General features: G+C 68.2%; 24 protein-coding genes. 16 read left to right on the top strand and 8 right to left on the bottom strand.

Annotation, left to right across the window (positions count from 1 at the left end; genetic code table 11):
* Nucleotides 1-16: 16 nt before the first annotated feature.
* Nucleotides 17-1357: an outer membrane protein assembly factor BamB family protein gene (locus ACVT6V_RS22765; protein ID WP_489896365.1), complete on the bottom strand. Its 1341-nt coding sequence runs from the start codon at nt 1355-1357 to the stop codon at nt 17-19.
* Nucleotides 1358-1454: 97 nt separating this feature from the next.
* Here ACVT6V_RS22765 and ACVT6V_RS22760 point away from each other — a divergent pair, with 97 nt between their 5' ends.
* Nucleotides 1455-2207, top strand: coding sequence for an acyltransferase (locus ACVT6V_RS22760; RefSeq protein WP_489896364.1), 753 nt, complete (start codon nt 1455-1457; stop codon nt 2205-2207).
* Nucleotides 2208-2416: 209 nt separating this feature from the next.
* Here ACVT6V_RS22760 and ACVT6V_RS22755 read toward each other — a convergent pair whose 3' ends face one another.
* The 3 genes from ACVT6V_RS22755 to ACVT6V_RS22745 are packed head-to-tail and all read right to left on the bottom strand — an operon-like array spanning nt 2417 to nt 6118.
* Nucleotides 2417-3691, bottom strand: coding sequence for a glycosyltransferase family 4 protein (locus ACVT6V_RS22755; RefSeq protein ID WP_489896363.1), 1275 nt, complete (start codon nt 3689-3691; stop codon nt 2417-2419).
* A 13-nt stretch (nt 3692-3704) separates the two neighbouring features.
* Nucleotides 3705-5315, bottom strand: a complete 1611-nt coding sequence (locus ACVT6V_RS22750) for a 1,4-alpha-glucan branching protein domain-containing protein (protein WP_489896362.1) — start codon at nt 5313-5315, stop codon at nt 3705-3707.
* A gap of 35 nt (nt 5316-5350) precedes the next feature.
* The gene (locus ACVT6V_RS22745; RefSeq protein WP_489896361.1) at nt 5351-6118 is read right to left on the bottom strand and encodes a class I SAM-dependent methyltransferase; all 768 of its coding nucleotides are present in this window, start codon (nt 6116-6118) and stop codon (nt 5351-5353) included.
* A 202-nt stretch (nt 6119-6320) separates the two neighbouring features.
* Here ACVT6V_RS22745 and ACVT6V_RS22740 point away from each other — a divergent pair, with 202 nt between their 5' ends.
* The 8 genes from ACVT6V_RS22740 (at nt 6321) to ACVT6V_RS22705 (ending at nt 14361) form a co-directional block, all read left to right on the top strand.
* Nucleotides 6321-7106: an electron transfer flavoprotein subunit beta/FixA family protein gene (locus ACVT6V_RS22740; RefSeq protein WP_489896360.1), complete on the top strand. Its 786-nt coding sequence runs from the start codon at nt 6321-6323 to the stop codon at nt 7104-7106.
* Between the two features lie 57 nt (nt 7107-7163).
* Nucleotides 7164-8120 carry an electron transfer flavoprotein subunit alpha/FixB family protein gene (locus ACVT6V_RS22735; RefSeq protein WP_489896359.1) on the top strand — a complete coding sequence of 319 codons (957 nt, stop codon included), beginning with the start codon at nt 7164-7166 and terminating at the stop codon, nt 8118-8120.
* A gap of 225 nt (nt 8121-8345) precedes the next feature.
* The gene (locus ACVT6V_RS22730; RefSeq protein WP_489896358.1) at nt 8346-9413 is read left to right on the top strand and encodes a lysophospholipid acyltransferase family protein; all 1068 of its coding nucleotides are present in this window, start codon (nt 8346-8348) and stop codon (nt 9411-9413) included.
* Nucleotides 9331-9816 carry a DUF4334 domain-containing protein gene (locus ACVT6V_RS22725; protein ID WP_489896357.1) on the top strand — a complete coding sequence of 162 codons (486 nt, stop codon included), beginning with the start codon at nt 9331-9333 and terminating at the stop codon, nt 9814-9816. Before ACVT6V_RS22730 ends, ACVT6V_RS22725 begins: the two co-directional genes overlap by 83 nt.
* Nucleotides 9817-9821: 5 nt before the next feature.
* Entirely contained in the window at nt 9822-10907 is a 1086-nt protein-coding gene (locus ACVT6V_RS22720) for an NAD(P)-dependent alcohol dehydrogenase (protein WP_489896356.1), read from the top strand.
* Between the two features lie 81 nt (nt 10908-10988).
* On the top strand, nt 10989-12197 hold the full coding sequence (locus ACVT6V_RS22715; RefSeq protein ID WP_489896355.1) for a cysteine desulfurase family protein: 1209 nt from the start codon (nt 10989-10991) through the stop codon (nt 12195-12197).
* Nucleotides 12197-13342 (top strand): tRNA 2-thiouridine(34) synthase MnmA, encoded by a 1146-nt coding sequence (gene mnmA, locus ACVT6V_RS22710; protein WP_489896354.1) that lies wholly within the window; start codon nt 12197-12199, stop codon nt 13340-13342. The genes ACVT6V_RS22715 and mnmA overlap by 1 nt, the downstream gene beginning before the upstream one ends.
* Nucleotides 13339-14361, top strand: coding sequence for a uroporphyrinogen decarboxylase/cobalamine-independent methonine synthase family protein (locus ACVT6V_RS22705; RefSeq protein ID WP_489896353.1), 1023 nt, complete (start codon nt 13339-13341; stop codon nt 14359-14361). The genes mnmA and ACVT6V_RS22705 overlap by 4 nt, the downstream gene beginning before the upstream one ends.
* A 194-nt stretch (nt 14362-14555) precedes the next feature.
* Here the strand turns inward: ACVT6V_RS22705 and ACVT6V_RS22700 are convergent, their stop codons facing one another.
* The gene (locus ACVT6V_RS22700) at nt 14556-14945 is read right to left on the bottom strand and encodes an MmcQ/YjbR family DNA-binding protein (protein WP_489896352.1); all 390 of its coding nucleotides are present in this window, start codon (nt 14943-14945) and stop codon (nt 14556-14558) included.
* Nucleotides 14946-15024: 79 nt separating this feature from the next.
* On the opposite strand from ACVT6V_RS22700, the gene ligA reads away from it, so the two are divergent.
* Nucleotides 15025-17103 (top strand): NAD-dependent DNA ligase LigA, encoded by a 2079-nt coding sequence (ligA, locus tag ACVT6V_RS22695; protein WP_489896351.1) that lies wholly within the window; start codon nt 15025-15027, stop codon nt 17101-17103.
* 3 nt (nt 17104-17106) lie between these two features.
* Here the strand turns inward: ligA and ACVT6V_RS22690 are convergent, their stop codons facing one another.
* The gene (locus tag ACVT6V_RS22690) at nt 17107-17775 is read right to left on the bottom strand and encodes an ACT domain-containing protein (RefSeq protein WP_489896350.1); all 669 of its coding nucleotides are present in this window, start codon (nt 17773-17775) and stop codon (nt 17107-17109) included.
* Nucleotides 17776-17887: 112 nt separating this feature from the next.
* On the opposite strand from ACVT6V_RS22690, the gene ACVT6V_RS22685 reads away from it, so the two are divergent.
* From ACVT6V_RS22685 to gatA, 4 genes are all read left to right on the top strand, one after another.
* Entirely contained in the window at nt 17888-18289 is a 402-nt protein-coding gene (locus ACVT6V_RS22685; RefSeq protein ID WP_489896349.1) for a VOC family protein, read from the top strand.
* 51 nt (nt 18290-18340) lie between these two features.
* A complete protein-coding gene (locus ACVT6V_RS22680; RefSeq protein ID WP_489896348.1) occupies nt 18341-18928 on the top strand; it encodes an antibiotic biosynthesis monooxygenase in 588 nt (195 codons plus the stop codon).
* 78 nt (nt 18929-19006) lie between these two features.
* Entirely contained in the window at nt 19007-19321 is a 315-nt protein-coding gene (gene gatC / locus ACVT6V_RS22675; RefSeq protein ID WP_489896347.1) for an Asp-tRNA(Asn)/Glu-tRNA(Gln) amidotransferase subunit GatC, read from the top strand.
* Nucleotides 19322-19338: 17 nt separating this feature from the next.
* Nucleotides 19339-20820 (top strand): Asp-tRNA(Asn)/Glu-tRNA(Gln) amidotransferase subunit GatA, encoded by a 1482-nt coding sequence (gene gatA, locus ACVT6V_RS22670; RefSeq protein ID WP_489896346.1) that lies wholly within the window; start codon nt 19339-19341, stop codon nt 20818-20820.
* Nucleotides 20821-20830: 10 nt separating this feature from the next.
* Here gatA and ACVT6V_RS22665 read toward each other — a convergent pair whose 3' ends face one another.
* Together ACVT6V_RS22665 and ACVT6V_RS22660 are read right to left on the bottom strand one after the other, a co-directional pair.
* The gene (locus tag ACVT6V_RS22665) at nt 20831-22081 is read right to left on the bottom strand and encodes an alpha/beta-hydrolase family protein (RefSeq protein ID WP_489896345.1); all 1251 of its coding nucleotides are present in this window, start codon (nt 22079-22081) and stop codon (nt 20831-20833) included.
* A complete protein-coding gene (locus ACVT6V_RS22660) occupies nt 22078-22737 on the bottom strand; it encodes a hypothetical protein (protein WP_489896344.1) in 660 nt (219 codons plus the stop codon). Before ACVT6V_RS22660 ends, ACVT6V_RS22665 begins: the two co-directional genes overlap by 4 nt.
* A gap of 179 nt (nt 22738-22916) precedes the next feature.
* Between ACVT6V_RS22660 and ACVT6V_RS22655 the strand changes: the two genes are divergently transcribed.
* Complete coding sequence (locus ACVT6V_RS22655) at nt 22917-24185, top strand: sensor histidine kinase (protein WP_489896343.1); 1269 nt, start codon at nt 22917-22919, stop codon at nt 24183-24185.
* Between the two features lie 9 nt (nt 24186-24194).
* Nucleotides 24195-24866, top strand: coding sequence for a response regulator (locus ACVT6V_RS22650; protein ID WP_489896342.1), 672 nt, complete (start codon nt 24195-24197; stop codon nt 24864-24866).
* Nucleotides 24867-24977 lie beyond the last annotated feature (111 nt).

Raw genomic sequence — 24977 nt, 5'->3', positions numbered from 1 at the left:
CGGCCCGCCCGTCCGGTCACCTGCTGTCGACGTCGGCCTTGCTGTCGAAGAAATAGACCTTGCCGATGTTGGTCGCGGTGGCGATCTGGCCGCGCGGTGACACGGACACCCCGGTTGCGAACCCGACCGATTCAGGAAGGGGCAGCGAGCGTTTGGTCGTTCCGTCGTCGGTGGACACCTCGGTCAGCGAGAGCGAGTCCTTCCCTTTGTCCCGCACGACGGTCCAGGCGGTGCCCTGATCGGTCAGGGTGGACAGGCTCACCACCGCGAGATCCTTGCGCTGCCAGACCTGTTCGGCGTGGTCGCCCGCATCGCGAAGCAGCGTAAGGGGAGCGCCGAGAACGCCCGTCGGGATGATCAGGCCATCCGGTGACACGCTCATCGTCGCAAATCCGTAGCCGCCGTTGGCATAGGTCCAGCGGGTCTTGCCGGTCGCCGCATCCAGGGCGACGATCTGCCCGAGCCGGGAGAACGCGTAGACGGTGTCTCCGTCGGCGGAGAGTGTGGGTGGTCCGATGACGCCGCCGGGGACGTCGGCGTGCCAGATCTCCCGCATGGTGCGCGCGCCGTTCTGCTCGGCGAAGCTCATGCCGCGGATCTGTGAGGCGATCGCGCCCTGCGGCCAGAAGTTCAGGAAGAACCGTTCGTGATCGGGGTCGACGGCTGCCGGCGCGGGGATCGCACAGCGGGGTCCGTTGGTCACACAGTCGCCGAAGCCGAAGGTCGGATCGTCGGGATCGGCGTCGGCGCGCAGTCGCACCTCGGGGGCGGTGAACTCGCTGTTCTGTGTGTTGATCAGCAGCAGTTGACCCTGGGTCGTGGCGACCAGCACCTCGCCTGGCGCAGCGAACTTGGCCGACAGCGGCACGCCCAGAACGGGCATCCGCCACCGGATCGCACCGCCGGCATTCCAGGCGAGGAACATCGACTCCTCACCGACATAGGGCTGGTCGAACTGATCGACCAGGGACGCGTTGACCGCGATGCCGGTGCGCATCCGCTTGCAGAAGTTCTTGCGACCGTCCCGGGGATCGAGAACCATCCAGTTGCACCCGCTCGCGGCGCTCGACGTCACACCCACGTTGGACTGGTTGGAGATGGTCAGCGGCGCGGTCACCTGCCCGCCGGTCGGACGCGTCCAGCTCAGTTCCAGGTCGTCCGGCACAGCGGGATAGGCGAAGTTCGAATTGGCGGCGTTGCCGCCGTAACTCGACCATCCGGGGCTCGCGACCGAGTGGATGTCGATGTGTCCGTCGGAACATGCCGAGGCCAGGACGGCCACGACGGTCACCAGGATGGCGGCCAGCGTCGTCGGCAGACGTCGTGCAACCTCACGTCTGCGGGCTGTTGCAGCCAATTCAGCTCCTGTTCTGGTCGCGATCTGCCCCGTCGGACGACGTGCCGGGTTCAGAGCCTATCGTGCCCGGAATTCCGGTCGATTAGGGTTTGTCGTCATGACCACGATGTGGAATGCCTCGTACCGGTCGCGATGGCGGGCGGGTCGTCGTCGCGATCCTGCTCAGGCGCGTTTCCTGACCCGTGATTCGTTGCGGTGGGTGGTGCGCAACCGCGCGTACACGCCGTGGTACCTGGTGCGCTACTACCGATTGGCCCGATTCCGTCTCGCCAACCCCCATGTGGTCCTGCGGGGGATGGTCTTCCTCGGCCGCAATGTCGAGATCCATGCGACGCCGCAGATGGCACGCATGGAGATCGGGCGGTGGGTACACATCGGCGACGGCAACTCGATCAGGTGCCACGAGGGGAGCCTGAAGATCGGTGACAAGACGGTCTTCGGCTGCAACAACGTCGTCAACTCCTACCTCGACATCGAGATCGGTGGTTCGACGCTGATCGCCGACTGGTGTTACATCTGCGACTTCGACCACAAGATGGACGACATCACCCTTCCGATCAAGGATCAGGGCATCGTCAAGGGGCCGGTGCGTATCGGGCCCGACACCTGGGTCGCGGCGAAGGTCTCGGTCCTGCGGAACACCATCGTCGGCCAGGGCTGCGTCCTCGGTTCGCACGCCGTGGTCAAGGGTGTGGTCCCGGATTTCTCGATCGCGGTCGGCGCACCCGCACGAGTCGTCAAGAACCGCAAGGACGACTGGGCGAGCACCGCCGAGGAGCGTGCCGAACTCGAACGGGCCCTCGCCGACATCGAGCGCAAGAAAGCGGCTGCCGCGGCGCGCAAGTCCTGATTCGAGCGTTGCCACTCGGTCCGTGGGGCCGCCCTTCGTGACGGCCCTCCGCTGGCGCTCCGGGCCTCCTCAGGGATCGGGTGGTGACGGCCCTCCGCTGGCGCTCCGGGCCTCCTCAGGGATCGGGTGGTGACGTCCGATCGCCGGCGCTATCACCCCGCTCCCTGAGGAGCCTCCGAGCTTGCGAGGATGCGTCACGAAGGGCCGCGCTACTCGGGCTTGCCCGGATCACGTTCCGGCAGTGGACGTTCCGGGATGTGCGGGCGGCCGACGGGGTGGCGGACCCGGCGTTTCGCGGCGTTGTAGACCCCGGCGGTACGTTCGGCGACCTCGGCCCACGAGAATTCCGCGGTGAGCCGATCACGCGCACGTAGTGCTCGGGCGGCCGCCGCCGACGGGTCACCGAGACTCGCCCGCACCGAGGCCGCGATCCCGGCCACGTCGCCCGGTTCGAAGGTGAGGCCGGTGGTCGGATCATCCACCGCCTCACCCAGACCGCCCGCGGTTGACACCACCAGCGGCACCCCGGTGGCGGCGGCTTCCAGGGCCACGATGCCGAACGGCTCGTACCGGCTCGGGAGCACGATGGCCGCGCAGCGGTGCATCAGCCCGATCAGACCCTCGTGGTCGACTGCTCCCAGGAATCGGACCGATCGGGTCACGCGATGTCGGCGCGCCTCGTCGATCAGCCAACCCTGCTGGGTTCCGGTGCCAGCGATGGTCAGCGTCGTGCCCGGGTGGGTTCGGCGGATCCGGGGGAGCGCGGCGAGGAGATCCTGGACGCCCTTCTCGTATTCGAGGCGGCCGGCGAACAACAGCTCCGCGGGACCCGAAGGAGTGGGCCGCGGCGCGAACGGCCAGGACCGGATGTCGATGCCGTTGTGGATCACCGACACGTCGGGGATCTCGGGTCCGAACAGTCGGGTGACCTCGTCGCGCATCGACGTCGAGCACGTGATCAGCGAATCGGATTCGCGGCACATCCACCACTCGACCGAGTGCACCTGTCGGTTGGTGGGGCCGCTGACCCAGCCGCTGTGCCGGCCGGCCTCGGTGGCATGGACGGTGGACACCAACGGGACGTCGAAGAACTCGGCGAGGCCGATCGCAGCGTGTGCGACGAGCCAGTCGTGCGCGTGCACCACGTCGGGTTCCCACGCGCACAACCCCGGCGAATCACGCTCTGAGGCAAAGGCCTTCAAACCCGCGCGGATCAGCGAATGACCCATGGCGAGCGTCCACGCCATCATGTCGCGGCCGAAGTCGAACTCGGGAGGGTCCTCCGCGGCGGCGATGATCCGCACACCGTCGACCAGGGTGTCGGTGGTCGGATGGCTGATGGCGTCCGTGCCGGTCGGGCGGCGGGTGAGGACGACGATCTCGTGGCCCTGCGCGGCGAGTTCGGTGGCGAGGTGGTGCACATGCCGACCGAGTCCCCCCACCACGACCGGCGGATACTCCCACGAGACGATCAACACCCTCATCAGCCATCCCCCATCACGCTCGATGTCCCCGCTTGCCCGGCGCGGCGGGCAAGTGCAGTCGCCGGGCGTCGAGACCGGCGAACAGATTGTCGGCCCGCGACCAGTTCTGTGCGAGCGCCTCGGCCCGCTGCGTACGGCCACGCAACGCTGCGTCGCAGATCTCCCGGGTCGCGTGCGCGTGTTTGTGCGCCCGATCGACAGCGTAGTCGGCGGCGGTGTCCTTGGAGACCATGAACGGCCAGTCGGAGGCCACGGTCAGCAGGGTTTCACGCACGATCTGGTCGGCGACGCGACTCCGTCCACTGCCGAACCCGGATGATCCGTGGCCGCCGGTCGGCTCGATGAGCTTGTCGACGGCATCGAGGGCGGTTTCGGTGACCTCGGCGTTGAGTCGGACGAGATGGCTGACCTGCGGTCCGTTCCAGACCCGCCAGTCCTTGCCCGACCCCCATGACGACGCGGGTAGGTCGACCGGCGCGCCGACGAATCCGTCGCGGCGCGCCGAGGCGAGCGTGCCGACGCGTACGCCGGCCTCGGGGAGCCGGCGCAGTACCCGTTCGAGCCAGACCGGCCCCTCGTGCCACCAGTGACCGAACAACTCGGTGTCGAAGGCCGCGACCACGAGAGCGGGTCGACCCTGACGTTCGGATTCGTCGATGAGGCGTCTGCGGACCTGATCCACGAAGTCGTCGACGTGTCGGTCGATGACCCGGTCCGCCCGGGCCGGGTCGTAGGGCTTCTTGTTCGCCGAGGCGACGCCGCGACCGGTCACCCGGGCAGGTTTCAATCCGCTCGCATGGTCGTAGGTGTGGAAGTCCCGATAGGAGCCATGGCCGGGATACCCCGATTTCGGCGACCACACCCGATAGCTGATCGTCAGGTCCCGGGCGAAGGCGACCACGTCCGTCCCGCCGACGGGACGGCCGAGCGCGGTGTCACCCTTGAACGTCGGTCCGTCGACCATGAAATGTCCGACACCCGCTGCCGCATACTCGATCTCCATCCCGGGGTCGAACGCACACTCCGGCGCCCAGATGCCGGTGGGGTCGAAGGACCATCGGGCGCGGGCATCGGCCAATCCCTCCCGGAGCGAGAACTGCCGTAAGCGGGGATCGAGGAGTGGCGCGAACGGATGAGCCAAGGGACCCCCCAGAACCTCCACGACGCCGGACGTCGACAGCGTCCGGACCTGGTCGGAGCCACCGTGGCGCCAGTTCGCCTCGAAATCTGTCATCGCCGCGGCGGCCGACCGGTACTCGCGTGCGCCGAGTTCGCGACGCGACGCCTCCGGCGCGGTCGCGGCCTCGAGCGCGCGTAGCTGCCAGTCGGCCAACCACTCGTGCATGGAGGCGGCGCAGTGCGGGTCGTCGAGCTGGGCGGCGAGCACCGGTGTGATGCCCAGCGAGAGTTGATCGCGCGCGCCCTCGGCCGCCAGCCGACGCAGCATCGCGAACACCGGCAGGTAGGAGCCGGCCCACGATTGATAGAGCCACTCCTCGCCGACCGGCCATCGTCCGTGGTTGGCAAGCCAGGGGAGATGGGAATGCAGGACGAGGGTGAACTGGCCCGGGACGCGCTCTGCCTCGCTGCGAGATCGACGGTCGCGAGACCCCGCCGACGCCACGTCCCTCGCAGAGCGGGAAGAGGTCGATGCCGACGTCACGAACGCCGGACCGCGACGGCGAGGAGGTCCAGACTGGCGTCCACGTCGCCCGACACCGCGGTGTCACGGATCACGAAGTCGTCGGTGACGATCGCCGCGACGTCGGCGGCGAGCTCGTCGGGCCACGGCTCGCCGGCGAGGGCGCGCTCGATCTGGGCGTCGATCAGCGATCCACCCCACTTGCGGTCCAGTGTCTGCAGCCTCTCGCCGTGGTGAACCCCGAGCATCGCCGACAGGGCGAACCCGCCGTCGACCACGAGTTCGGTGAGTTCGGCGGCGTTGAGTTCGCGGGTGTGGAACGGATTGAGCGGGGTGTCGCGGCCCGGTGAGAACGTGATGCGGTTCGGTGTCGAGATGAACAGCACCCCACCGGGCCGCAGGACCCGGAGGCATTCGGCGATGAACGCGGACTGATCCCACAGGTGCTCGATGACCTGGAAGTTGACGACCACGTCGACGCATTCGTCGTCGAGTGGGAGGTCGACGAGATTGCCGCGGTGGACGATCAGCCCGGGATAGCGCCTGCGCGTATGCTCGACAGCGAGCTCGTCGTAGTCGACGCAGGTCACCGAGCGTGCGACCGATGCCAGCATCGCCGCACCGTACCCCTCGCCGGAGCCGGCCTCGAGGACGTCGAGGCCACCACACCGGTCGAGGATGTGCGTGTAGGCGATCTCGTGCCGCCGGAACCAGTAGTTTTCCTCGGGAATCCCGGGGACGGTTCGCTCGCCGGTCAGCGCGAGGGTCTCGAATGACTCGCTCATCCCCACGACACTAGTGCCTGGGGGTCCGGCCCTTTCCGGCCCTCACACGTCGCGGCGGTGGTCCCCGGTGATCGGCGCAGGCGTGTTGTGTGAGGTAGTCGATGTTTTGCGCCGACCGAGCTAACGCTAAAGTAGGAGAGACCGAACCCAACTTACTCGGCAGTAAGATGGGAGAAACCGAGCAGGAGGTCGACGTAGACCCATGACAAACATTGTCGTTCTGATCAAGCAGGTTCCCGATACGTGGTCCGAGCGCAAGCTGACCGAGGGCGATTACACCCTGGACCGCGAAGCCGCTGACGCCGTTCTCGACGAGATCAACGAGCGCGCGGTCGAGGAGGCCCTGAAGATCAAAGAGGCCGACGGTGGTGAGGTCACCGTGATGACCGCCGGTCCCGAGCGGGCCACCGAGGCCATCCGCAAGGCGCTGTCGATGGGGGCCGACAAGGCCATCCACATCAAGGACGACCAGATGCACGGCTCGGACGCGGTGCAGACGGCCTACGTCCTCGCCCGCGCGCTCGGCACTGTCGAAGGTGTCGAACTCGTCATCGCCGGCAACGAGGCCACCGATGGCCGCGTCGGTGCGATCCCCGCGATGATCGCCGAATACCTGGAGCTGCCGCACCTCACGCATCTGCGCAAGCTGACGCTGGAGGGCGAGACCCTCAAGGGCGAGCGTGAGACCGACGACGGCATCTTCCACATCGAGGCGCAGCTGCCGGCGATCGTGAGTGTCAACGAGAAGATCAACGAGCCGCGGTTCCCGTCCTTCAAGGGCATCATGGCCGCCAAGAAGAAGGAAGTTCAGGTTCTCACCCTGGCCGAGATCGACGTCGAGGCCGGCGATGTGGGCCTGGAGAATGCGGGCAGCCAGGTGACCGCCTCGGCTCCGAAGCCGCCGAAGACCGCGGGCGAGCGCGTTGCCGACGAAGGCGACGGTGGCACCAAGGTCGCCGAGTACCTGGTGTCGCAGAAGATCATCTAGTCCGTACGGGCACAGACATCACTGGCGAAGAAGAGACATTCAGGAGATAGAAGAAACATGGCTGAAGTACTTGTGCTCGTGGAGCAGGACGCCGAAGGCGCCCTGAAGAAGGTCACCAGCGAGCTGATCACCGCTGCCCGTTCGCTCGGCAGCCCGTCCGCGGTCGTCGTGGGCGCGCCCGGCTCGGCGGACGGCATCATCGACGGTCTCAAGGAGGCCGGCGCCGAGAAGATCTACGTCGCCGAATCCGACGATGCGGCGTCCTACCTGATCACCCCGCAGGTCGACGTGTTGTCGTCGGTCGCCGAGCAGGCATCGCCCGCCGGCATCGTCGTCGCGGCGACCGCCGACGGCAAGGAGATCGCCGGCCGGTTGGCCGTGCGCCTCGGTTCGGGTGTGCTCGCCGACGTCGTCGACGTCAAAGAGGGTGGCGTGGGCATCCACTCCATCTTCGGTGGTGCCTTCACCGTCGATGCCCAGGCCAAGGGCGACGTCCCGGTGTTCTCGGTGCGCCCGGGTGGCGTCGAGGCGGCTCCGCAGGCCGGTGCCGGCGAGCGCGTCGACGTGGAGGTCCCGGCGCAGGAAGAGGGCGTCGTGAAGATCACCAAGGTCGAGCCGAATGTCGGCGGCGATCGTCCGGAACTCACCGAGGCCTCGATCGTGGTCTCCGGTGGTCGCGGTGTGGGCAGTGCCGACAAGTTCTCGGTGGTCGAGGAACTCGCCGACTCGCTCGGCGCGGCTGTCGGTGCCTCGCGTGCCGCGGTCGACTCCGGCTACTACCCGGGTCAGTTCCAGGTCGGTCAGACCGGCAAGACCGTGTCGCCGCAGCTGTACGTGGCACTCGGCATCTCGGGCGCGATCCAGCACCGTGCCGGTATGCAGACCTCGAAGACCATCGTCGCGGTCAACAAGGACGAAGAGGCCCCGATCTTCGAGATCGCGGACTTCGGCATCGTCGGCGACCTGTTCAACGTCGCCCCGCAGTTGACCGAAGAGGTCAAGAAGCGCAAGTGATCGCCCAGCGCATCTAGCGCTGACGATTCTCGGTGGCCCCCTGGCCGTGCCTCGCGGCACGGTCAAGGGGGCCATTCGCGTGACACGGGCCCGACGCTCCGCCCGTGGCACCGCGTCCGGGCGTCCTGCTGGTCGAGTGGCCCGGTTCCGTGAGTTCACCGCAGCAGTACCGACACGACATGTCGGCGTGACGGTCGCGTCGTATGGCCCGGTTGTCATCAGGGCATGACGACCATCGCGCCCCTCTTGGCCTCGGATGCGCTCATGCCGCCACCGGATCCCGTGCCGCAGATCGAGGTGGGGCCGGTTCGGCACTCGTGGTACCCGTCGAGCGTGTGCGGCACCCGGTGTCGACAATTCGATCCGGTGGCCGCTGCCGGTACGGTCCTGGTCGCGCTCCGGATCGTCAGCCTGGCGCTGACCGCGGCGATCCTGGCGCTGACGGGACCCGTCGTCGCGCTGGCGCCACGCCTGGTCCGGAGGCGCTACCTGGCACGGGCCGCCCGCAGCCTTTTGTGGGCGATCGGGGTCACCATCCACCTCGACGATCGTCGGCCGTTCGTCGGCAAGACGCGTGGACTGATGGTGGCCAACCACACATCGTTCCTCGACATCTTCGCGCTCGCCGCGATCAGCCCGGCGCACTTCGTGGCGAAATCCGATGTGGCCGCGATGCCGCTGGTCGCCGGCCTGGCGCGCAGGCTCGGCGTGATCACCATCGACCGGTCGGCACTGCGGCGTCTACCGTCCACCGTCGAAGCCGCGGTCGAACAGCTGCACCGCGACAACACGGTCGCGGTCTTCCCCGAGGGCACCACGTGGTGCGGTCGCGAGGCCGGACGGTTCCGGCCGGCCTTCTTCCAGGCCGCGATCGATGCCGGCGTACCGATCATCCCGGTTCGTCTCGGGTTCACTGCAGTCGACGGATCGGCCACGGCCGCAGCCAGTCTCATCGGCGACGACTCGCCGATCGACACGTTGCGCCGGGTCATCTCCGGGCGCGGCCTGACACTGCACGCCACGGTTTACGAGGCCCAACTCCCCGATGCCGACCGGCGAGCACTGGCGATCCGCTGCGAGGAGATGGTCCTGGGCGCAGGCGCCGACGTCGCCCACCTCAGAGGGAGCCGCCCGGACATATCTCATATATGTTGTATCGAGCGCCGGTCCTGCGGCCGGCATGCCGATCCGACACAGAGGAGCTCGATTCATGACGTCCGCACCGTCACTGTCCCGTACCGAGGCACAGGCGCGATTCATCGAGATGACGGCCGCCACGGGCCTCGTCGATGATGCCGAACTGGACGCCGTCTGGGCGGCGCTGCCGACCATGCGGCCAGAAGAGATGTTCGGCGCGTGGAAGGGTGGTGAGTTCACCACCGGACATCCGATCAACGGGAGCCTGGACAAGGCAGGCTGGTACGGCAAGACCTTCACCTCGCGTAACGATGTGCAGCCGCTCATGTGTCGTGACGCCGACGGCACCTTGTACTCGAACACGAAGCTCGGCAAGGGTGAGGCCAGCCTGTGGGCCATCGAGTTCCGGGGCGAGGTGACCGCCTCCATGGTCTACGACGGGCAGGCGGTGATCGATCACTTCAAGCGGGTCGACGACTCCACGGTCATGGGCATCATGAACGGCAAGGGTGGGGTCGTCGACGGCCGCCATTTCTACTTCTATCTCGAGCGGGTCTGAGGCGGGTGCGTATCGACGCCGCCGTCGTCACCGAGCGGGGCGGTCCCTTCGAGGTCGTGCCGGCCGAGATCGACCGGCCGCGCGACGGCGAGGTTCTGGTCCGCATGCGTGCGGTGGGGATCTGTCACACCGATCTCGGGATGAAGGCGACCTGGTCACCGCGGCGTCTGCCGCAGGTGTTCGGGCATGAGGGTGCGGGTGTCATCGAGGCGGTCGGTCCGGGCGTGACACGCCTGCGGCAGGGGCAGACGGTGTGTCTGACCTTCCGCAGCTGTGGCGCCTGCCGGCAGTGCGGCGACGGGCATCCCGCGTACTGCACCTCCGGTCTCAACACGGCAGGCCGGGCCGACGGGACACCGACCATCACCCGGGACGGCCGGCAGGTCTTCGGCGGATTCTTCGGCCAATCCAGTTTCGCGTCGTACGCGATCGCGCACGAGGACAATGCGATCGCGATCCCGGCCGAACTACCGCCCACCGTCGCGGCGCCGCTGGGCTGCGGGGTGCAGACCGGCTACGGCACGGTCACCAAGGTCGTTCGTCCGAGACGTGGATCGGCCGTCACGGTCTTCGGCGCCGGGAGCGTGGGGCTGTCCGCGGTCATCGCCGCCGTGCGCGCGGGTGCCGACGTGGTGGCCGTCGATCCGATCGCGAGCCGACGGGCCCTCGCCGAGAAGTTCGGAGCGATCGCAACCGTCGATCCGGTCACGGTCGACGACCCGGCGGCCGCGGTCCGCGACGCGCACGGACGCGGCACCGACCACGGTATCGACACGACGGCACGCCAGGACGTCTTCGCGGCGGCCGTCGATGCCGCCGAGCCGCGCGGTGACATCGCGCTCGTCGGGATCGGTCGGCGGCTCGAGTTCGACGTGATGACGGTGCTCTACAAGGGACTCTCGATCCGCGGCGTGATCGAGGGTGATGTCATCCCGGCCGAGGTCATCGCCGAACTCGCCGGGCTCTACCTCGCGGGCGAGTTGCCGCTCGACGACATGATCGAGGTCTATCCGTTCGCCGAGATCGAACGCGCGGCCGCCGAGTCCCTCGCGGGGACCACGATCAAGCCGGTCCTGGTGTTCGACAGCTGAGAGTTCGCATGGGATGCAGGTCACCATTCCCGACCGACGGGAATTGGTCCGCAGTGCCGACGCGTTTATCCTTGCAAAGACATGTCCACGCCCTCCCGAGCCCCCGTGTACCTCGACCATGCCGCTTCGACGGTCATGATGCCCGAAGCCGTCGAGGCGATGACTGCTGTGTTCGCACAGCCGGGGAACGCCTCGTCGCTGCACGGTTCCGGACGCTGGGCCCGTCGTCGGCTGGAGGAGGCCCGCGAATCGGTGGCGGCCTCGGTGGGTGCGCGCCCGTCCGAGGTCATCTTCACCGGCGGAGGCACCGAGGCCGACAACCTCGCGCTCAAGGGGATCTACTGGGCGCGCCGACGTCAGCAGCCGGAACGTCGGCGCCTGATCGTGTCCGCCGTCGAGCACCACGCCATCCTGGACCCGGCGATGTGGCTGGCCGACGTGGCCGATGCGGAACTGGTGATCGCCCCGGTCGATGAAGAAGGGTTCGTCTCACCGGCGTGGCTGCGAGCCGAGCTCGAGTCGCACGCGGAACAGACCGCGGTCATCTCCGTGATGTGGGCCAACAACGAGGTCGGGACCATCGAGCCGGTCGCGGAAATCGCCGCGTTGGGGGCCGAGTTCGGTGTGCCGGTGCATTCCGACGCCATCCAGGCGGTGGGTCACATCCCGGTCGATTTCGGCGCCAGCGGTCTGTCCGCGCTCAGTCTGGCCGCCCACAAGTTCGGCGGACCGCAGGGCGTCGGGGCGCTGCTGCTACGGCGCGACGTCGAGTGCGTGCCGCTCCTGCACGGAGGCGGCCATGAGCGCGATGTGCGTTCCGGCACACAGGATGTCGCCGGCGCGGTCGGGATGGCCACGGCGCTGCGGGTGGCGGTCGATCGCATGTCCGAGAACACGCGAGCGGTCACCGTGCTGCGTGACCGGCTGTTCGAGACCCTGCTCGACCTGCCGGGGACCGTCGCCAACGGTCCGCGTGATGATCGCCGACTCCCCGGCAACGTCCATGTGTCCTTCGACGGCTGCGAAGGCGACTCGCTGCTGATGTTGCTCGACGCCAACGGCGTCGAGTGCTCGACCGGGTCCGCCTGCACGGCCGGCGTCGCCCAGGCGAGCCATGTGCTGCTGGCGATGGGACTCGACGTCCCCACCGCGCGCGGATCGCTGCGGTTCTCGTTGGCGCCGACGACGACAGCGGCCGACGTCGAGGCTGTGGCGGAGGTGATCGGCCAGGTCGTCGATCGGGCCCGTGCCGCAGGCCTCGTGTCATCGCCGATCGGGAAGGGACGCTGATGCGGGTACTCGCAGCCATGAGCGGAGGTGTGGACTCCTCGGTCGCCGCGGCCCGCGCGGTCGACGCGGGCCACGAGGTCGTCGGGGTCCACCTGGCACTGTCGACCGCTCCCGGCGCGCTGAGGACCGGATCGCGGGGATGTTGCTCCCGGGAGGATGCCTCCGATGCCCGCCGGGTGGCCGATGTTCTCGGTATCCCGTTCTACATCTGGGATTTCGCCGATCGCTTCAAGGACGACGTCATCGACGAGTTCGTCGACGCCTACGCCGCGGGCCAGACCCCGAACCCGTGTCTGACGTGCAATGAGAAGATCAAGTTCGCCGCGCTCGCACAGAAGGCGGTGGCGCTGGGTTTCGACGCCCTCGCGACGGGCCACTATGCGCAGCTGGCCGACGGGCAGCTGCGTCGCGCGGTCGACGAGGACAAGGACCAGTCGTACGTGTTGGCGGTTCTGACCGCCGAGCAGCTCGACCGGGCGATGTTCCCGATCGGCGACACCCCGAAGAGCGAGATCCGTGCGGAGGCGGCACGACGCGGGCTGGCCGTGGCCGAGAAGCCCGACTCACATGACATCTGCTTCATCCCCACCGGCGACACCCGCGCCTTTCTCGGCGCGCGTATCGGCATCCGGCCCGGCGCGGTCGTCGACGCCGACACCGGTGACCGCCTGGCCGAGCACGACGGCGTCCACGGATTCACCATCGGTCAGCGCAAGGGATTGGGCATCGAGGCGCCCGCCGCCGATGGTCAGCCGCGCTACGTCACCGAGATCGACCCCGAATCAGGAACCGTCACAGTCGGTTCCGCGTCCCACCTGGATGTCTGGTCGATCACCGCGCACCGCGCGGTGTGGACCTCGGGCGAGACACCCGATGGGCCCGTCGACGCGATGGTCCAGGTGCGGGCGCACGGAGGTCTGGCGCCGGTTCGGGCCACACCGGTGGTGCGCGACGGACAGCCGATGATCGATCTCGCGCTCGCGGAACCGCTCACCGGGGTGGCCAGAGGCCAGGCCGCGGTGCTGTACCTGCCCGATCCGGAGCGTGGTGACCTGGTCCTCGGGTCGGGGCGGATCCTGGCGACCTCCTCCGATCCCGCCACCGGTGCGCGGTCGAGTCGGGTCGCGGCCGGCGTCGACCGGTGAACTCGACGGACAAGGCATTCACCGGCGGTACCGGCACCGGTATCGGATCGATGCCCGGCACGGATGCCCGTGAGGCCGCCGCGGTGATCAACGGGCAACTCGACTTCGCCCACCTCGCCGAACTTCCCGCCCGCGGCCTCGGAGCCGATATGGTCGGCCGGATGGCGGCGGTTCTCGTCGACCTGCCCATGGATGCCGGTACCTGGGGCTATCGGCTGGCAGCGCGTGGTTCGGCGGTCTCACGACGCGCCCGAGATCATCTCCAGGCCGACCTCGACGCCGTCGAAGAGATCTGGGACACCGCAGGGTTCATCGGGACCGGGCGGCGGTTCAAGGTCCAGGTGTGCGGTCCGTTCACCCTGTCGGCTTCGGTGGAACTTCCCGCGGGTCACAAGGTCCTGCGTGATCGTGGCGCCTGGCGGGATGTGGTCGACTCGACGGCCGAAGGCGTGCGTGAACTGGTCGGCGATGTCACGCGGCGCCTGGGTGCCGAGATCGTGGTCCAGTACGACGAACCCTTGATCGGGCAGGTCCTCGACGGCACGGTGACGCCGCTCACCCGTTTCGACACCATCCCCGCGGTCCCGGTCGCCGACGTCGTCGAGTCGCTCACCGAGATGATCGACCACGTCGGTCGGCCGGCGATCGTGCACAACTGTGCCGCGCCGCGCTGGGACCTCATCGAACGTCTGCGCGCGGTCGCCTGGTCCTTGGACGTGACCAACCCGACGGCGTCCGACCTCGACGGAATCGGGGCGCTGATCGACCGGGGCGACATCCTCGTCGCCGGGATCGTGCCCAGCGTCGGTGGCGATGGACGACTACGTGCGGAGACGGTCGCCGAGCGCCTCGCCGGCCTCGTCGATCGGATCGGTCTCGAGCGAAAAGTGCTGTCGGAGAACGTCGTCGTCAGTCCCACGTGTGGGCTCGCGGGTGCGACACCCGAGTGGGCCACCACCGCGCTGGGCATCTGCGCAGAGGCCGGTGAACTGCTGGCCACCGACCCGGCCGCCATCTGAGATCGCAGGCAACCCGCAACCTCGCCGACAGAACCCGGGATCGCGCCGACAGAACCCCCAATCGTGCCGACAGAACCCGGAATCACGTCGACAGAACCCGGAATCACGTCGACAGAACCCCCAATCGCGCCGACAGAACCCGGGATCCCGCCGAGAGAACCCGGGATCGCGCCGACAGAACCCGCGACGGTCGATCAGCCCGGGGCCGAATCCAGTTTCGCGATCGAGCTCTTGGGTGCGATCTGGCGATAACTGGCGTCGAGCAGTTCGCCCACCTCGGTCCAGTCGGTGTCGGCGTCGAGCTTGATCCCCAACCAGCCGTACGCACCCACGTACGCGGGAAAGTAGAAGCGGTCGTCTGCCAGCAGCGCCTCACGCTCGGCCGGGTCGGGGATGAACAGCAGTGACTGATCGTGGCGCGCGCCGCCTTTGACGCTGCCGCCATAGTTGCCGAACAGCTTCCCGCACCGGAACGTCGGTCGTCCGTGCGACACCGCCTCGGTCGCATCGGGAAATGCCAGTGCCAGTTCGCGTACGCGGATCAGGAACGGATCGTCGTCGTCGAACATGATCGGGTGTGGCATGCGTTTCAGACTAGGACGACGGGCCGATCCTGTCAGCGGGCCCGGATAGTCTCTTTGACGTGACAGATAGGCTTTTGACGTGGCAGAAGAAGGCGGCACGACGGACGTGAGCAGCGACCTGCGAGAGAAGTGGACCGCGCTGGCGGACGAGATCCGCGATCACCAGTTCCGCTACTACGTCAAGGATGCGCCGATCATCACCGACGGCGAATTCGATCGGCTCCTGCGCACATTGCAGGAACTCGAGGACGACCATCCGGAGCTCGCCACGCCCGATTCGCCGACGAAACTCGTCGGCGGTGGATTCTCGACGGCGTTCACACCCGTCGATCACCTCGAGCGGATGATGTCGCTCGACAACGTCTTCGACTCCGACGAGATGCGGACCTGGGTGGATCGCGTCGAGGCGGAGACCGGCGCGGGCGTCGATTTCCTCTGTGAACTCAAGATCGACGGCGTCGCACTCTCGCTGGTCTACACCGACGGCAGGTTCACGCGGGCCGTCACCCGCGGCGACGGTCGCACCGGTGAGGACGTGACCCTCAACGCCCGCACCATCGACGACATCCCGCAGCGGCTGAGTGTCTCCGACGACTTCCCGATTCCACACGTGTTGGAGGTCCGGGGCGAGGTCTTCTTCCGCGGGGAGGACTTCGAGGTGCTCAACGCGTCGCTGGTCGCCGACGGCAAGGCCCCGTTCGCCAATCCCCGTAACTCCGCCGCCGGCTCGCTGCGCCAGAAGAACCCGCAGGTGACCGCCCGCCGCAAGCTGCGGATGATCTGTCACGGGATCGGTCACACCGAGGGCTGGCGGCCACAGTCCCTGCACGACGCCTACCTCGCGCTCGGTGCCTGGGGGCTGCCGGTGTCCGATCACACCACCAAGGTCGACGGCATCGGCCAGATCCTGGACAAGATCGCCTATTGGGGTGAGCACCGTCACGACGTGGAACACGAGATCGACGGGATCGTCGTCAAGGTCGACGACGTCACCTTCCAGCGGCGTCTCGGGTCCACCTCACGTGCGCCGCGCTGGGCGATCGCCTACAAGTACCCGCCGGAGGAGGCCACCACCAAGCTCCTCGACATCAAGGTCGGTGTCGGCCGGACGGGTCGGGTCACCCCCTTCGCGTTCATGGAACCGGTGCTGGTGGCGGGATCGACCGTCTCCCGCGCCACCCTGCACAACGAATCGGAGGTCCGGCGCAAGGGCGTCCTGATCGGCGACACGGTCACGATCCGTAAGGCCGGCGACGTGATCCCCGAGGTTCTCGGCCCCGTCGTCGACGTCCGCGACGGCAGCGAACGCGAGTTCGTGATGCCCACGCACTGCCCCGAATGTGGGACGCCTCTGCGCCCCGAGAAGGAGAGCGACGCCGACATCCGGTGTCCCAACTCCGAATCCTGTCCGGCACAGCTGCGGGAGCGGTTGTTCCACATCGCCGGCCGCGGATCGTTCGACATCGAGGCGCTCGGCTACGAGGCCGCGACCGCGTTGCTCACCTCGGGCGTGATCGGCAACGAGGGCGACCTCTTCTCCCTGACCGCCGACGACCTCGCGAAGACCGATCTCTTCACCACCAAGTCCGGTGCACTGTCCGCCAACGGGAAGCGCCTGCTGGCGAACCTCGACGGCGCCAAGCAGGTTCCGCTGTGGCGTGTATTGGTCGGCCTGTCCATCCGGCATGTCGGCCCCACCGCCGCGCGCGCACTGGCCACCGAATTCGGATCGCTCGCTGCGATCGAGGCCGCGACCGTCGAGGAACTGGCCGACGTCGAGGGCCTGGGAATGACTCTGGCACAGTCCATCCGCGACTGGTTCGAGGTGGACTGGCATCGCGACGTCATCGAGAAGTGGCGTGCCGCAGGTGTTTCCATGGAAGACGAACGCGACGAGTCCATGCCGCGGACCCTGGAGGGCAAGACGGTCGTGGTGACGGGCTCGCTGGAGGACTTCTCGCGCGACGGTGCCAAGGAGGCGATCCTGGTACGCGGCGGAAAGGCGTCGGGTTCGGTGTCGAAGAAGACCGACTATGTCGTGGTCGGCGATTCTCCCGGCACCAAGGCGGCCAAGGCCGAGCAACTGGGTGTACCGATCCTCGACGAAGACGGTTTCAAACGGTTGCTGGAGACCGGCGAGGCGCCGGAGCCTGGGTAGCGCTCAGCTGTCCGCGCGCAACACCGTGCCGACGATGCCGGCCAGATAGCCGAGCCGGGCGATCTCCGACGGTCGGAAGTCCGGACCGCCGATCCGGCCGAGCAGGATGGCCTTCTGGCTGTCGCCGAGCGGTGCCGCCGCGAGGCGGGTGTCCATGTCCTGCCACGGCTCGGGCACCCAGTCGGCGGTGGCGTCGAGTTGCGCCGCACGTTCGATCGGCAGCCAGTCCGCTCGGGTGAGTGGCGTCTCCGGGGCGCCGGAGCTGCCGAAGAGCTGCAGTACGCCGCCGCTCGCGCTGGTGATGACCATCGCCCACGAGACGCGCAGGACGCGCGGCGTGTTGTCGACGAGAACCTGCAGTCGATCGTCGTCGGAGGTGGCCACCTGGTCGACGAGTTCGAGCTCTCTGTGCGTATCGAGGACGCCGGCGTACGGACGGATCGAGTCCACCCGCACGCCCTTGAGCTTCTCGGCGGCGGTGATCAACCCATCGGGCAGGGAACCGGGCGCGATGTCGACGACCAGGTCGTCGACGGCGTAGCCCTCGCCACGCTCGACGACCTCCAGGGACAGGATGTCGGCTCCGACCGAGCCGAGCTGGACGGCGAGCAGTCCCAGGCTGCCCGGTCGATCCTCGAGGTAGACGCGCAGCAGGTACGACACGCGGCTCATTGTCGCACTGAGGTGTGTCCGCCGTGTGACGAGACGGTGCCTGTCGCACTATGTCCCTGCTCACCGCGGGTGGGCGTGGTGGCGGGGGACTCACACCACTAACGTGATCAGGGTGACCGGAACACCGCCGTTGCACGGCCTACACCACGTCACCCTGTCGGTTGCCGACCTGGACGTCTCCGTCGATTGGTACGTTCGGGTGCTCGGATTCACCGAGGTGGCGCGCGCCACAGTCGACGGCAAGGACAAGGCCCGGATCGAACGTCCCGACACCGCGCCGATCAGCTTTGTCGCCCACAATGATTCGACCGTGGATGGTGAGTTCGACGAACGGCGGGCCGGTCTCGACCACCTCTCGTTCGCGCTCGCTGACCGCGCCGAACTGGAGTTGTGGCTCGGTGTCCTCGACGCACACGGGGTGCCGCACGGTGAGATCGTGCAGGGCACCATGGGTTTCGTGGTCTCGTTCCGGGACCCGGACAACATCGCCTTGGAGTTCTACACCCTGGTGTGACGCCCGACTCGCGGGCGTGCGCGTGGGCCGCAGGGACGTCACCATGGGGCCATGCCCGACAACGACGCCTCCGTACCCGCCGAACCCGGGGACTCGACCCAGGTCACCGCATCGGTCGCCCGTCGTATCGAACCCGGCCGCGAACACGATTTCATCAGTTGGACCGACGCGGGGATCGCTTTGGCCCGGACGTTTCCGGGCTTTCTCGGCGGCGGCTGGCTGCGGAACTCACGGATCGACGACGAGTACTACGTGGTGTATCGATTCGCCGACGAACAGTGCATGGACGATTGGGTGACGTCTCCGGTGCGCCGGGCGTGGCTGTCGCGCGGCGAGGGGGTCGCGGTCGAGTACGCCACGCATCGTCTGTCCGGGATCGAGGGGTGGTTCGAGCCGCAACAGCACCTGACGAATGCGGTGCGAGTGCAGGGCGCGCCGCCGGCGCGGTGGAAGCAGGCGATCACCATCTGGCTCGGATTCTTCCCGATGTCGCTGCTGATCAATCTGCTGGTGATCAATCATCTCGATGGCCTACCGGTGGTGCTCAAGACGCTGATCGCGACCGTGATCAACACCCCGCTGATGGTCTACCTGATCCTGCCCTGGCTGACCGCGCGGCTGAAACGCTGGCTGGACTGACGACCGCGTGGCCGGTGGCGGGACACCCTCCCATAGGCTGGTGGGGAACACGCATGACACGGCGAGAAAGGACCTGGCATGTCCAGCGGATCAGAGTCGGCGATCTCGCGCGAAGAGGTCGCACACCTGGCTCGGTTGTCGCGGCTCGCGCTGACCGACGACGAACTCGATCAATACGCGCAGCAACTCGACTCGATCCTGGCGCACGTCGCGCAGGTGTCGGAGGTTGCCGCCGATGACGTGCCGGGCACGGCGCATCCCGCCGAGCTCGCCAATGTGCTGCGCCCGGATGTGGTGGTTCCCGGCCTGACCAATGCGGAAGCGCTCTCGGGTGCTCCGGCCGTGGAGCAGGAACGATTCGCCGTACCGCAGATCCTGGGGGAGGAACAGTGACGTCCGAGGACAGGTCCGTGACCCGGGCGGCCGGTGAGATCACCGGTCTGTCCGCTGCCGAGCTCGCCGAGAAGATCGGCGCCCGCGAGTTGTCGTCGGTCGAGGTCACCCAGGCCCACCTGGATCGCATCGCCGAGGTCGACGATCAGCTCGGCGCCTTCCTGCACGTCAGCGGGGCCGAGGCGCTCGTCGCCGCCAAGGCCGCCGACGACGCGATCGCGGCCGGCGAGGCGCCGTCGCCGCTCGCCGGGGTGCCGATCGCTCTCAAGGACGTCTTCACCACCGTCGACGCGCCCACCACCTGCGGATCGAGGATCCTCGAAGGCTGGGTTCCGCCCTATGACGCGGCGGTCACCGAACGGTTGCGGGCGGCCGGCATGCCGATCCTCGGCAAGACCAACATGGACGAGTTCGCGATGGGCAGCTCCACCGAGAACTCGGCCTATCAGGTGACCCGGAACCCATGGGACACCACCAAGATCCCGGGTGGCTCCGGCGGCGGCAGCGCAGCGGCGCTCGCGTCGTATGAGGCGCCGCTGGCCATCGGCACCGACACCGGTGGCTCGATCCGTCAGCCGGCAGCGGTGACGGCCACCGTCGGGGTGAAACCGACCTACGGCACCGTCTCCCGCTATGGCCTGGTGGCCTGCGCATCCTCCCTCGACCAGGGCGGCCCGTGCGGCCGCACCGTCCTCGACACCGCATTGCTGCACGCTGTGATCGCCGGGCACGACCACCGTGACTCCACCTCGATCGACGCACCTGTTCCCGACGTCGTCGCGGCCGCGAAATTCGGTGCACAGCAGGATCTCTCGGGTGTGCGAATCGGTGTGGTCACCGAGTTGCAGGGCGAGGGATATCAGACCGGCGTCCTCGATTCGTTCCGCGCGGCGCTGAAGGTGCTGACCGATCGCGGTGCGGAGGTCGTCGAGGTGTCGTGCCCGCACTTCACCTATGCATTGGGCGCCTACTACCTGATCCTGCCGTCGGAGGTGTCGTCGAACCTCGCTCGTTTCGACGCGATGCGATACGGCCTGCGGGTCGGCGACGACGGAACGCGCAGCGCCGAAGAAGTGATGGCGCTGACGCGAGACGCCGGCTTCGGTCCAGAGGTGAAGCGACGCATCATGATCGGCACGTATGCGTTGTCGTCGGGTTACTACGACGCCTACTACGGGCAGGCGCAGAAGGTGCGTACTCTCATCGCCCGCGACTTCGCCGCGGCGTTCGAGAAGGTCGACGTGCTCGTGTCGCCGACCACGCCGACGACCGCGTTCGCGCTCGGCGAGAAGGTCGATGATCCGCTCGCGATGTACCTGTTCGACCTGTGCACCCTGCCGGTGAACCTTGCCGGTGTCGGCGCGATGTCGGTGCCATCGGGTCTGTCCGGCGACGACGGGATGCCGGTCGGACTGCAGATCATGGCACCCGCACTCGCCGATGACCGGCTCTACCGGGTCGGCGCGGCCTACGAGGCGGCTCGCGGCCCGATCGAATAGGCGCTGACACTCATCGGTGCGGGTCCCACGTGCCTGCTTGTTCGGTGCCATATCGGTGGCCCACTCCGATCGGTCCGTCGAGTGACGTCAGCAGATCGGCGCTGGTCTGGACGAAGCTCGCCACCGGGAACCAGGGCGGTTGCCGGACGGCGCGGCCGGTGACGACCGTTCCGGCCGGCATGCGTGCCGGTCGCCAGAGCAGTGAGAGTGACCAGCGCGGAACGGGATCCGACGGGTTGGCGACGATGGACCGGGGCGGCCCGGCGGAATCGCCACGGCCGATGGTGCCGTCGGGCACGCCCGCCAGCACGGTACCGTCGACGGCCCCGGGATGGTGACGCTTCGCCCACGCGCGGGCGTCTTCGGCGCCGACCGCGCCCAGGCTCTGACCGTAGAGATAGATCCGGGGACGTCGCCCGACGGGCCGACCGTCCACGAGGTCGACGACGTGGTCGAGGAGCGCGATCGCGCTGCGCCCCGCGGCGGAGCGATCACCGACGAACGCCTGCCACGACGGACTGTTCGCGTATTGCACTGCGAGGACCGTGACATCGCCGGCGAAGCGGCCGACGAAACCGGTCACCGCGGCATCGTCCACCCACCCGGATCCGGTCGGCACCGCGATCACCACCGCGGAACGGTCCAGGCCGCCGTCGCTGGCCCACCGGCGCGCCAACTCACCGCTCCGACGCTCGATGGTCGAGCTATCCGCGGGTGCATACAGCACTCCCGCGGGAGCCTCCCGTGGCGCCGACGGCGAGTCATCGGCGTGTGCGGCCGGAAGCAGACCGGCCAGCAGCGCGATGGCGGTGGCGCCGATCAGGGCCGTGGCCCGAGGAGTGAAGACGATCGCGCCGAACACGACCATCGCGGGCACGACGGTTGCGACCGGCCATACGATGCCGACGTGTGGCAGCGCCAGATCGGTTCGCACGCCGTTCTGCCACGCCATGCTCAGCAATCCCAAGCACAACAGTGTGCCCGCCGCGGCGGCGAGGGCCGCGACGTCGGCCGGCGGCCGGCTCGAGCGGCGGCGTGCGGCGACAGACCCGACGATCGTCATGATTCCGACGCACGCGGCGGTGAGAGGTCCCGAGATGGCCACGGGGCGGGGCAGTCCGGCCGGCCACAACGCCACCAGCGCCCCGATCACGGCACACAGCGAGACAAGCGGATGCGGCAACGACACGGCGAGCCGCCGCGGATACCGGAGCTGATCGGTGGTCGATGTCGGCGGGGTGAGGGTGGCCGAGGTGCTCATCGGGTCCCCGAGCGCCGATCGACGAGCTCCGCCCACCCGCGCCCGATTCCGGAGGACACGATCTGCCCGGCGGACTCGACGGCGGTGGGTGGCCCGTCGTACTGACGCCACGTGTTGAGACCGAGACCGGTTCGCACGAGGCCCACCGCGACGAGACACATCGGCGAACTGCAGGATTCGCGCATCCGATCGACCAGCATGCGGTCGAGATCGAGCCGGGCCCAGCGACCGAGCGGGTGCCCGGTGTGGGCGGCGAATCGCAAGACGTCATAGCCGAAGTCGTGCGTGCGGCAGGCGTTGTCGAAGCGTCGGGGCAACGGGATGGGCGACGAGCAGCTGCCGTCGGGGTCGACCGGATGGCCGTCGACGACTGTCGGTCGATACCCGAAGTCCGCGACGAAGCCGGTGGGCAGTTCATCGAGTGCCTGCGCGGTACGCCCGGCAGTGAGATCGCGGATGACCCGCCCGGAGGGCGTCACGAGATCTGCACCTGCGGCAACGGGATTCGGACGCGTCTGATTGACCCGGGGTCCGGTCTCTGCTGCCGCGGCCGGCCACACCGGGGCGAGTGTTGTTGTCGCCGAGGCGATGAGCAGAAGAATCGCCGTGGTCACCCGGGGTCGGTGCCGGCGTGTGTTCCGGTGCGCAGATGTCATGGCACCGACGCTAGGAATCGCCGGCACCGGGTCACATCGCACGCGATGGTGATTGGCGGGGCGCCATCGCGTGGGATCGGGCTGCCCGATATGCCCCTGGCGGGGGATGGCCTTCTCCCTCGAAAGTATGAGGACGCGGGGTGGTGCGCCGCCTACCGTGGGTGAACGAGGTGATGGTGATGTTCCGGAGAACCAGAGGGATGATCGGGTCGGCAGGCGCGGCCGCGGTCCGTGAGGTGCGTGCGCTGCCCGCCGTGCAGGACCCGGCCGTACGGCACTATTTCGGGTCGAGGGCCAACTGGTTCTTCCTGGTGGTCGCCGCGATCATGTATGCGGTCTCCTGGCCGACGTTGACCCTCACCCATTCGATGCCGGCGTATGCGTTGCCGGTGGTGGCCGCTTTCGCGGCGTGGCCGATCGCGCTGGCCTGGTCCGCCCCGTTGGTGGCGTGGGCCATCTCGGTCGTCTCCGCTCAGATGATCGGACTGGTGGTGCCGACGGTCAACGGATGGCCCTGGTCGATCCAGGTGACCCATCTGATCGTGCTGCTCGTCCTCACCGTCTGCGCCTATCTCCGCTGCGCCCTGCAGTGGATTCCGGTTGTGTGGATCAGCACGGCGATCGTGATGTGGCTGGCCGCACCTGCCGACGCCCGTGGCGGATGGGTGTTCGGACTGACGTTCGTCGCGGTGGTGGTGGCGTTGGTGCGCTTCCTGGTCCGATCACGCCGCCAGTTGGCGCAGAGCGCGGAGCAGACGCAGCTCGCGCAGTCGCAGAAGACGATCCTGCAGGAGCGTGCGCGCATCGCCCGCGATCTGCACGACGTTGTGGCACATCGGATGTCCGTGGTGGTGGTGATGGCCCAGACCGCTCGTTACCGAGTCGACGACGTGAGCGAGCACGCGGCGGCGGAGTTCGAGGCCATCGCGGTCGCCGCGCGGGCATCGCTGGACGAGGTGCGCCAACTTCTCGGCGTGCTGCGGACCGATGGCGAGCCGACCGCATCACCGAATCCCGGTGTCGGTGACGTGGAGACGTTGGTCAGGCAGACCCGGATGACCGGCGCCGTGGTGGACCTGGCGGACTCCGTGCCTCATGACATGGTCGGCGAGGCTTGCGGATTGGTCATCTACCGCATCGTGCAGGAAAGCCTCGCGAACGCCACCCGGCATGCTCCGGGGTCACGCATCGAGATCCAGATCGCACCCCGCGTCGCCGGCGTCGTCGAGCTCGAGATCAGGAATTCGGCGGCCACCGCCGAGCCGGTGCGGATCGCCGGACCTGGCAGCGGCATCCCGGGCATGCGCGAGCGGGCCGCAGCGGTCGGCGGTGTGTTGACGACCGAACCGACCGGCGACGGCGGATTCGTGGTCCGTGCGACCATCCCGGGACAGGGCGCGCACGCGGTCGGATCGGCCGCCGAATCGGCGTCGCGGCCGGGCGAATAGGGTATGCCGGTGGCCGTTACCGTGGTTGTCGTCGACGATCAGGCAATGGTGCGTCAGGGCTTCTCGGCCCTGCTCGGCGCCCAGCCCGACATCTCGGTCCTCGGCGATGCCGCTGACGGCGTCGCCGCGATCGAGCTCTGTGCGCGCGTACGGCCGGATGTCGTCCTGATGGATGTGCGGATGCCCCGCAAGGACGGTCTGCGCGCCGCCGAGGAGATCCTGCGCTCGGCTTCCGGTCGCGACGGATCGCCGACCGGGGCCCCAACCCGGATCCTCATGCTGACCACCTTCGACATCGACGACTACGTGTACGAGGCGTTGCGGATCGGTGCCTCGGGATTCCTGCTCAAGGACGCCCCGGCGGACGAACTGGTCCGAGCCGTACGGGTGGTCGCGGCGGGGGAGGCGCTGCTGGCGCCGTCGATCACACGTCGCCTGATCGCGGAGGTGACGGCGCGGCGATCGCGGTCACCTCGCAGCCGCGCGGCCGATGTGCTCACTCCGCGTGAACGCGAAGTGCTCGACCACGTCGCGGACGGCAAGTCCAACGGCGAGATCGCAACCGAACTGTTCGTGTCCGAGCAGACGGTGAAGACGCATGTCAGCAGTGTGTTGTCCAAACTCGGACTCCGTGACCGCGCGCAGGCTGTCGTCTTCGCCTACGAGAACGGACTCAAGTGACCGGAGACGGCGTCCTCACCACCGGATGATTCTCTCTGGGTGACATCCGGCGGCGGAGGCCGTCGCCCACTAGATTGTGTGGGGAACGTGTCAGCGGTGGTCGGCAGAGAG

The sequence above is a fragment of the Gordonia sp. LMA167 genome, from assembly GCF_058130025.1.
The sequence above is the reverse complement of the archived record's forward strand: the minus strand, read 5'-3'. Positions and strand labels throughout refer to the sequence as shown.

Excerpts from the sequence above, each read along its gene's own strand:
- ACVT6V_RS22760 (WP_489896364.1), top strand. The coding sequence starts at position 1,455 with ATGACCACGATGTGGAATGCCTCGTACCGGTCGCGATGGCGGGCGGGT.
- ACVT6V_RS22755 (WP_489896363.1), bottom strand. The coding sequence starts at position 3,691 with ATGAGGGTGTTGATCGTCTCGTGGGAGTATCCGCCGGTCGTGGTGGGG.
- ACVT6V_RS22745 (WP_489896361.1), bottom strand. The coding sequence starts at position 6,118 with ATGAGCGAGTCATTCGAGACCCTCGCGCTGACCGGCGAGCGAACCGTC.
- ACVT6V_RS22740 (WP_489896360.1), top strand. The coding sequence starts at position 6,321 with ATGACAAACATTGTCGTTCTGATCAAGCAGGTTCCCGATACGTGGTCC.
- ACVT6V_RS22735 (WP_489896359.1), top strand. The coding sequence starts at position 7,164 with ATGGCTGAAGTACTTGTGCTCGTGGAGCAGGACGCCGAAGGCGCCCTG.
- ACVT6V_RS22730 (WP_489896358.1), top strand. The coding sequence starts at position 8,346 with ATGACGACCATCGCGCCCCTCTTGGCCTCGGATGCGCTCATGCCGCCA.
- ACVT6V_RS22725 (WP_489896357.1), top strand. The coding sequence starts at position 9,331 with ATGACGTCCGCACCGTCACTGTCCCGTACCGAGGCACAGGCGCGATTC.
- ACVT6V_RS22715 (WP_489896355.1), top strand. The coding sequence starts at position 10,989 with ATGTCCACGCCCTCCCGAGCCCCCGTGTACCTCGACCATGCCGCTTCG.
- mnmA (WP_489896354.1), top strand. The coding sequence starts at position 12,197 with ATGCGGGTACTCGCAGCCATGAGCGGAGGTGTGGACTCCTCGGTCGCC.
- ACVT6V_RS22700 (WP_489896352.1), bottom strand. The coding sequence starts at position 14,945 with ATGCCACACCCGATCATGTTCGACGACGACGATCCGTTCCTGATCCGC.
- ACVT6V_RS22690 (WP_489896350.1), bottom strand. The coding sequence starts at position 17,775 with ATGAGCCGCGTGTCGTACCTGCTGCGCGTCTACCTCGAGGATCGACCG.
- ACVT6V_RS22680 (WP_489896348.1), top strand. The coding sequence starts at position 18,341 with ATGCCCGACAACGACGCCTCCGTACCCGCCGAACCCGGGGACTCGACC.
- gatC (WP_489896347.1), top strand. The coding sequence starts at position 19,007 with ATGTCCAGCGGATCAGAGTCGGCGATCTCGCGCGAAGAGGTCGCACAC.
- ACVT6V_RS22665 (WP_489896345.1), bottom strand. The coding sequence starts at position 22,081 with ATGAGCACCTCGGCCACCCTCACCCCGCCGACATCGACCACCGATCAG.
- ACVT6V_RS22660 (WP_489896344.1), bottom strand. The coding sequence starts at position 22,737 with ATGACATCTGCGCACCGGAACACACGCCGGCACCGACCCCGGGTGACC.
- ACVT6V_RS22655 (WP_489896343.1), top strand. The coding sequence starts at position 22,917 with ATGTTCCGGAGAACCAGAGGGATGATCGGGTCGGCAGGCGCGGCCGCG.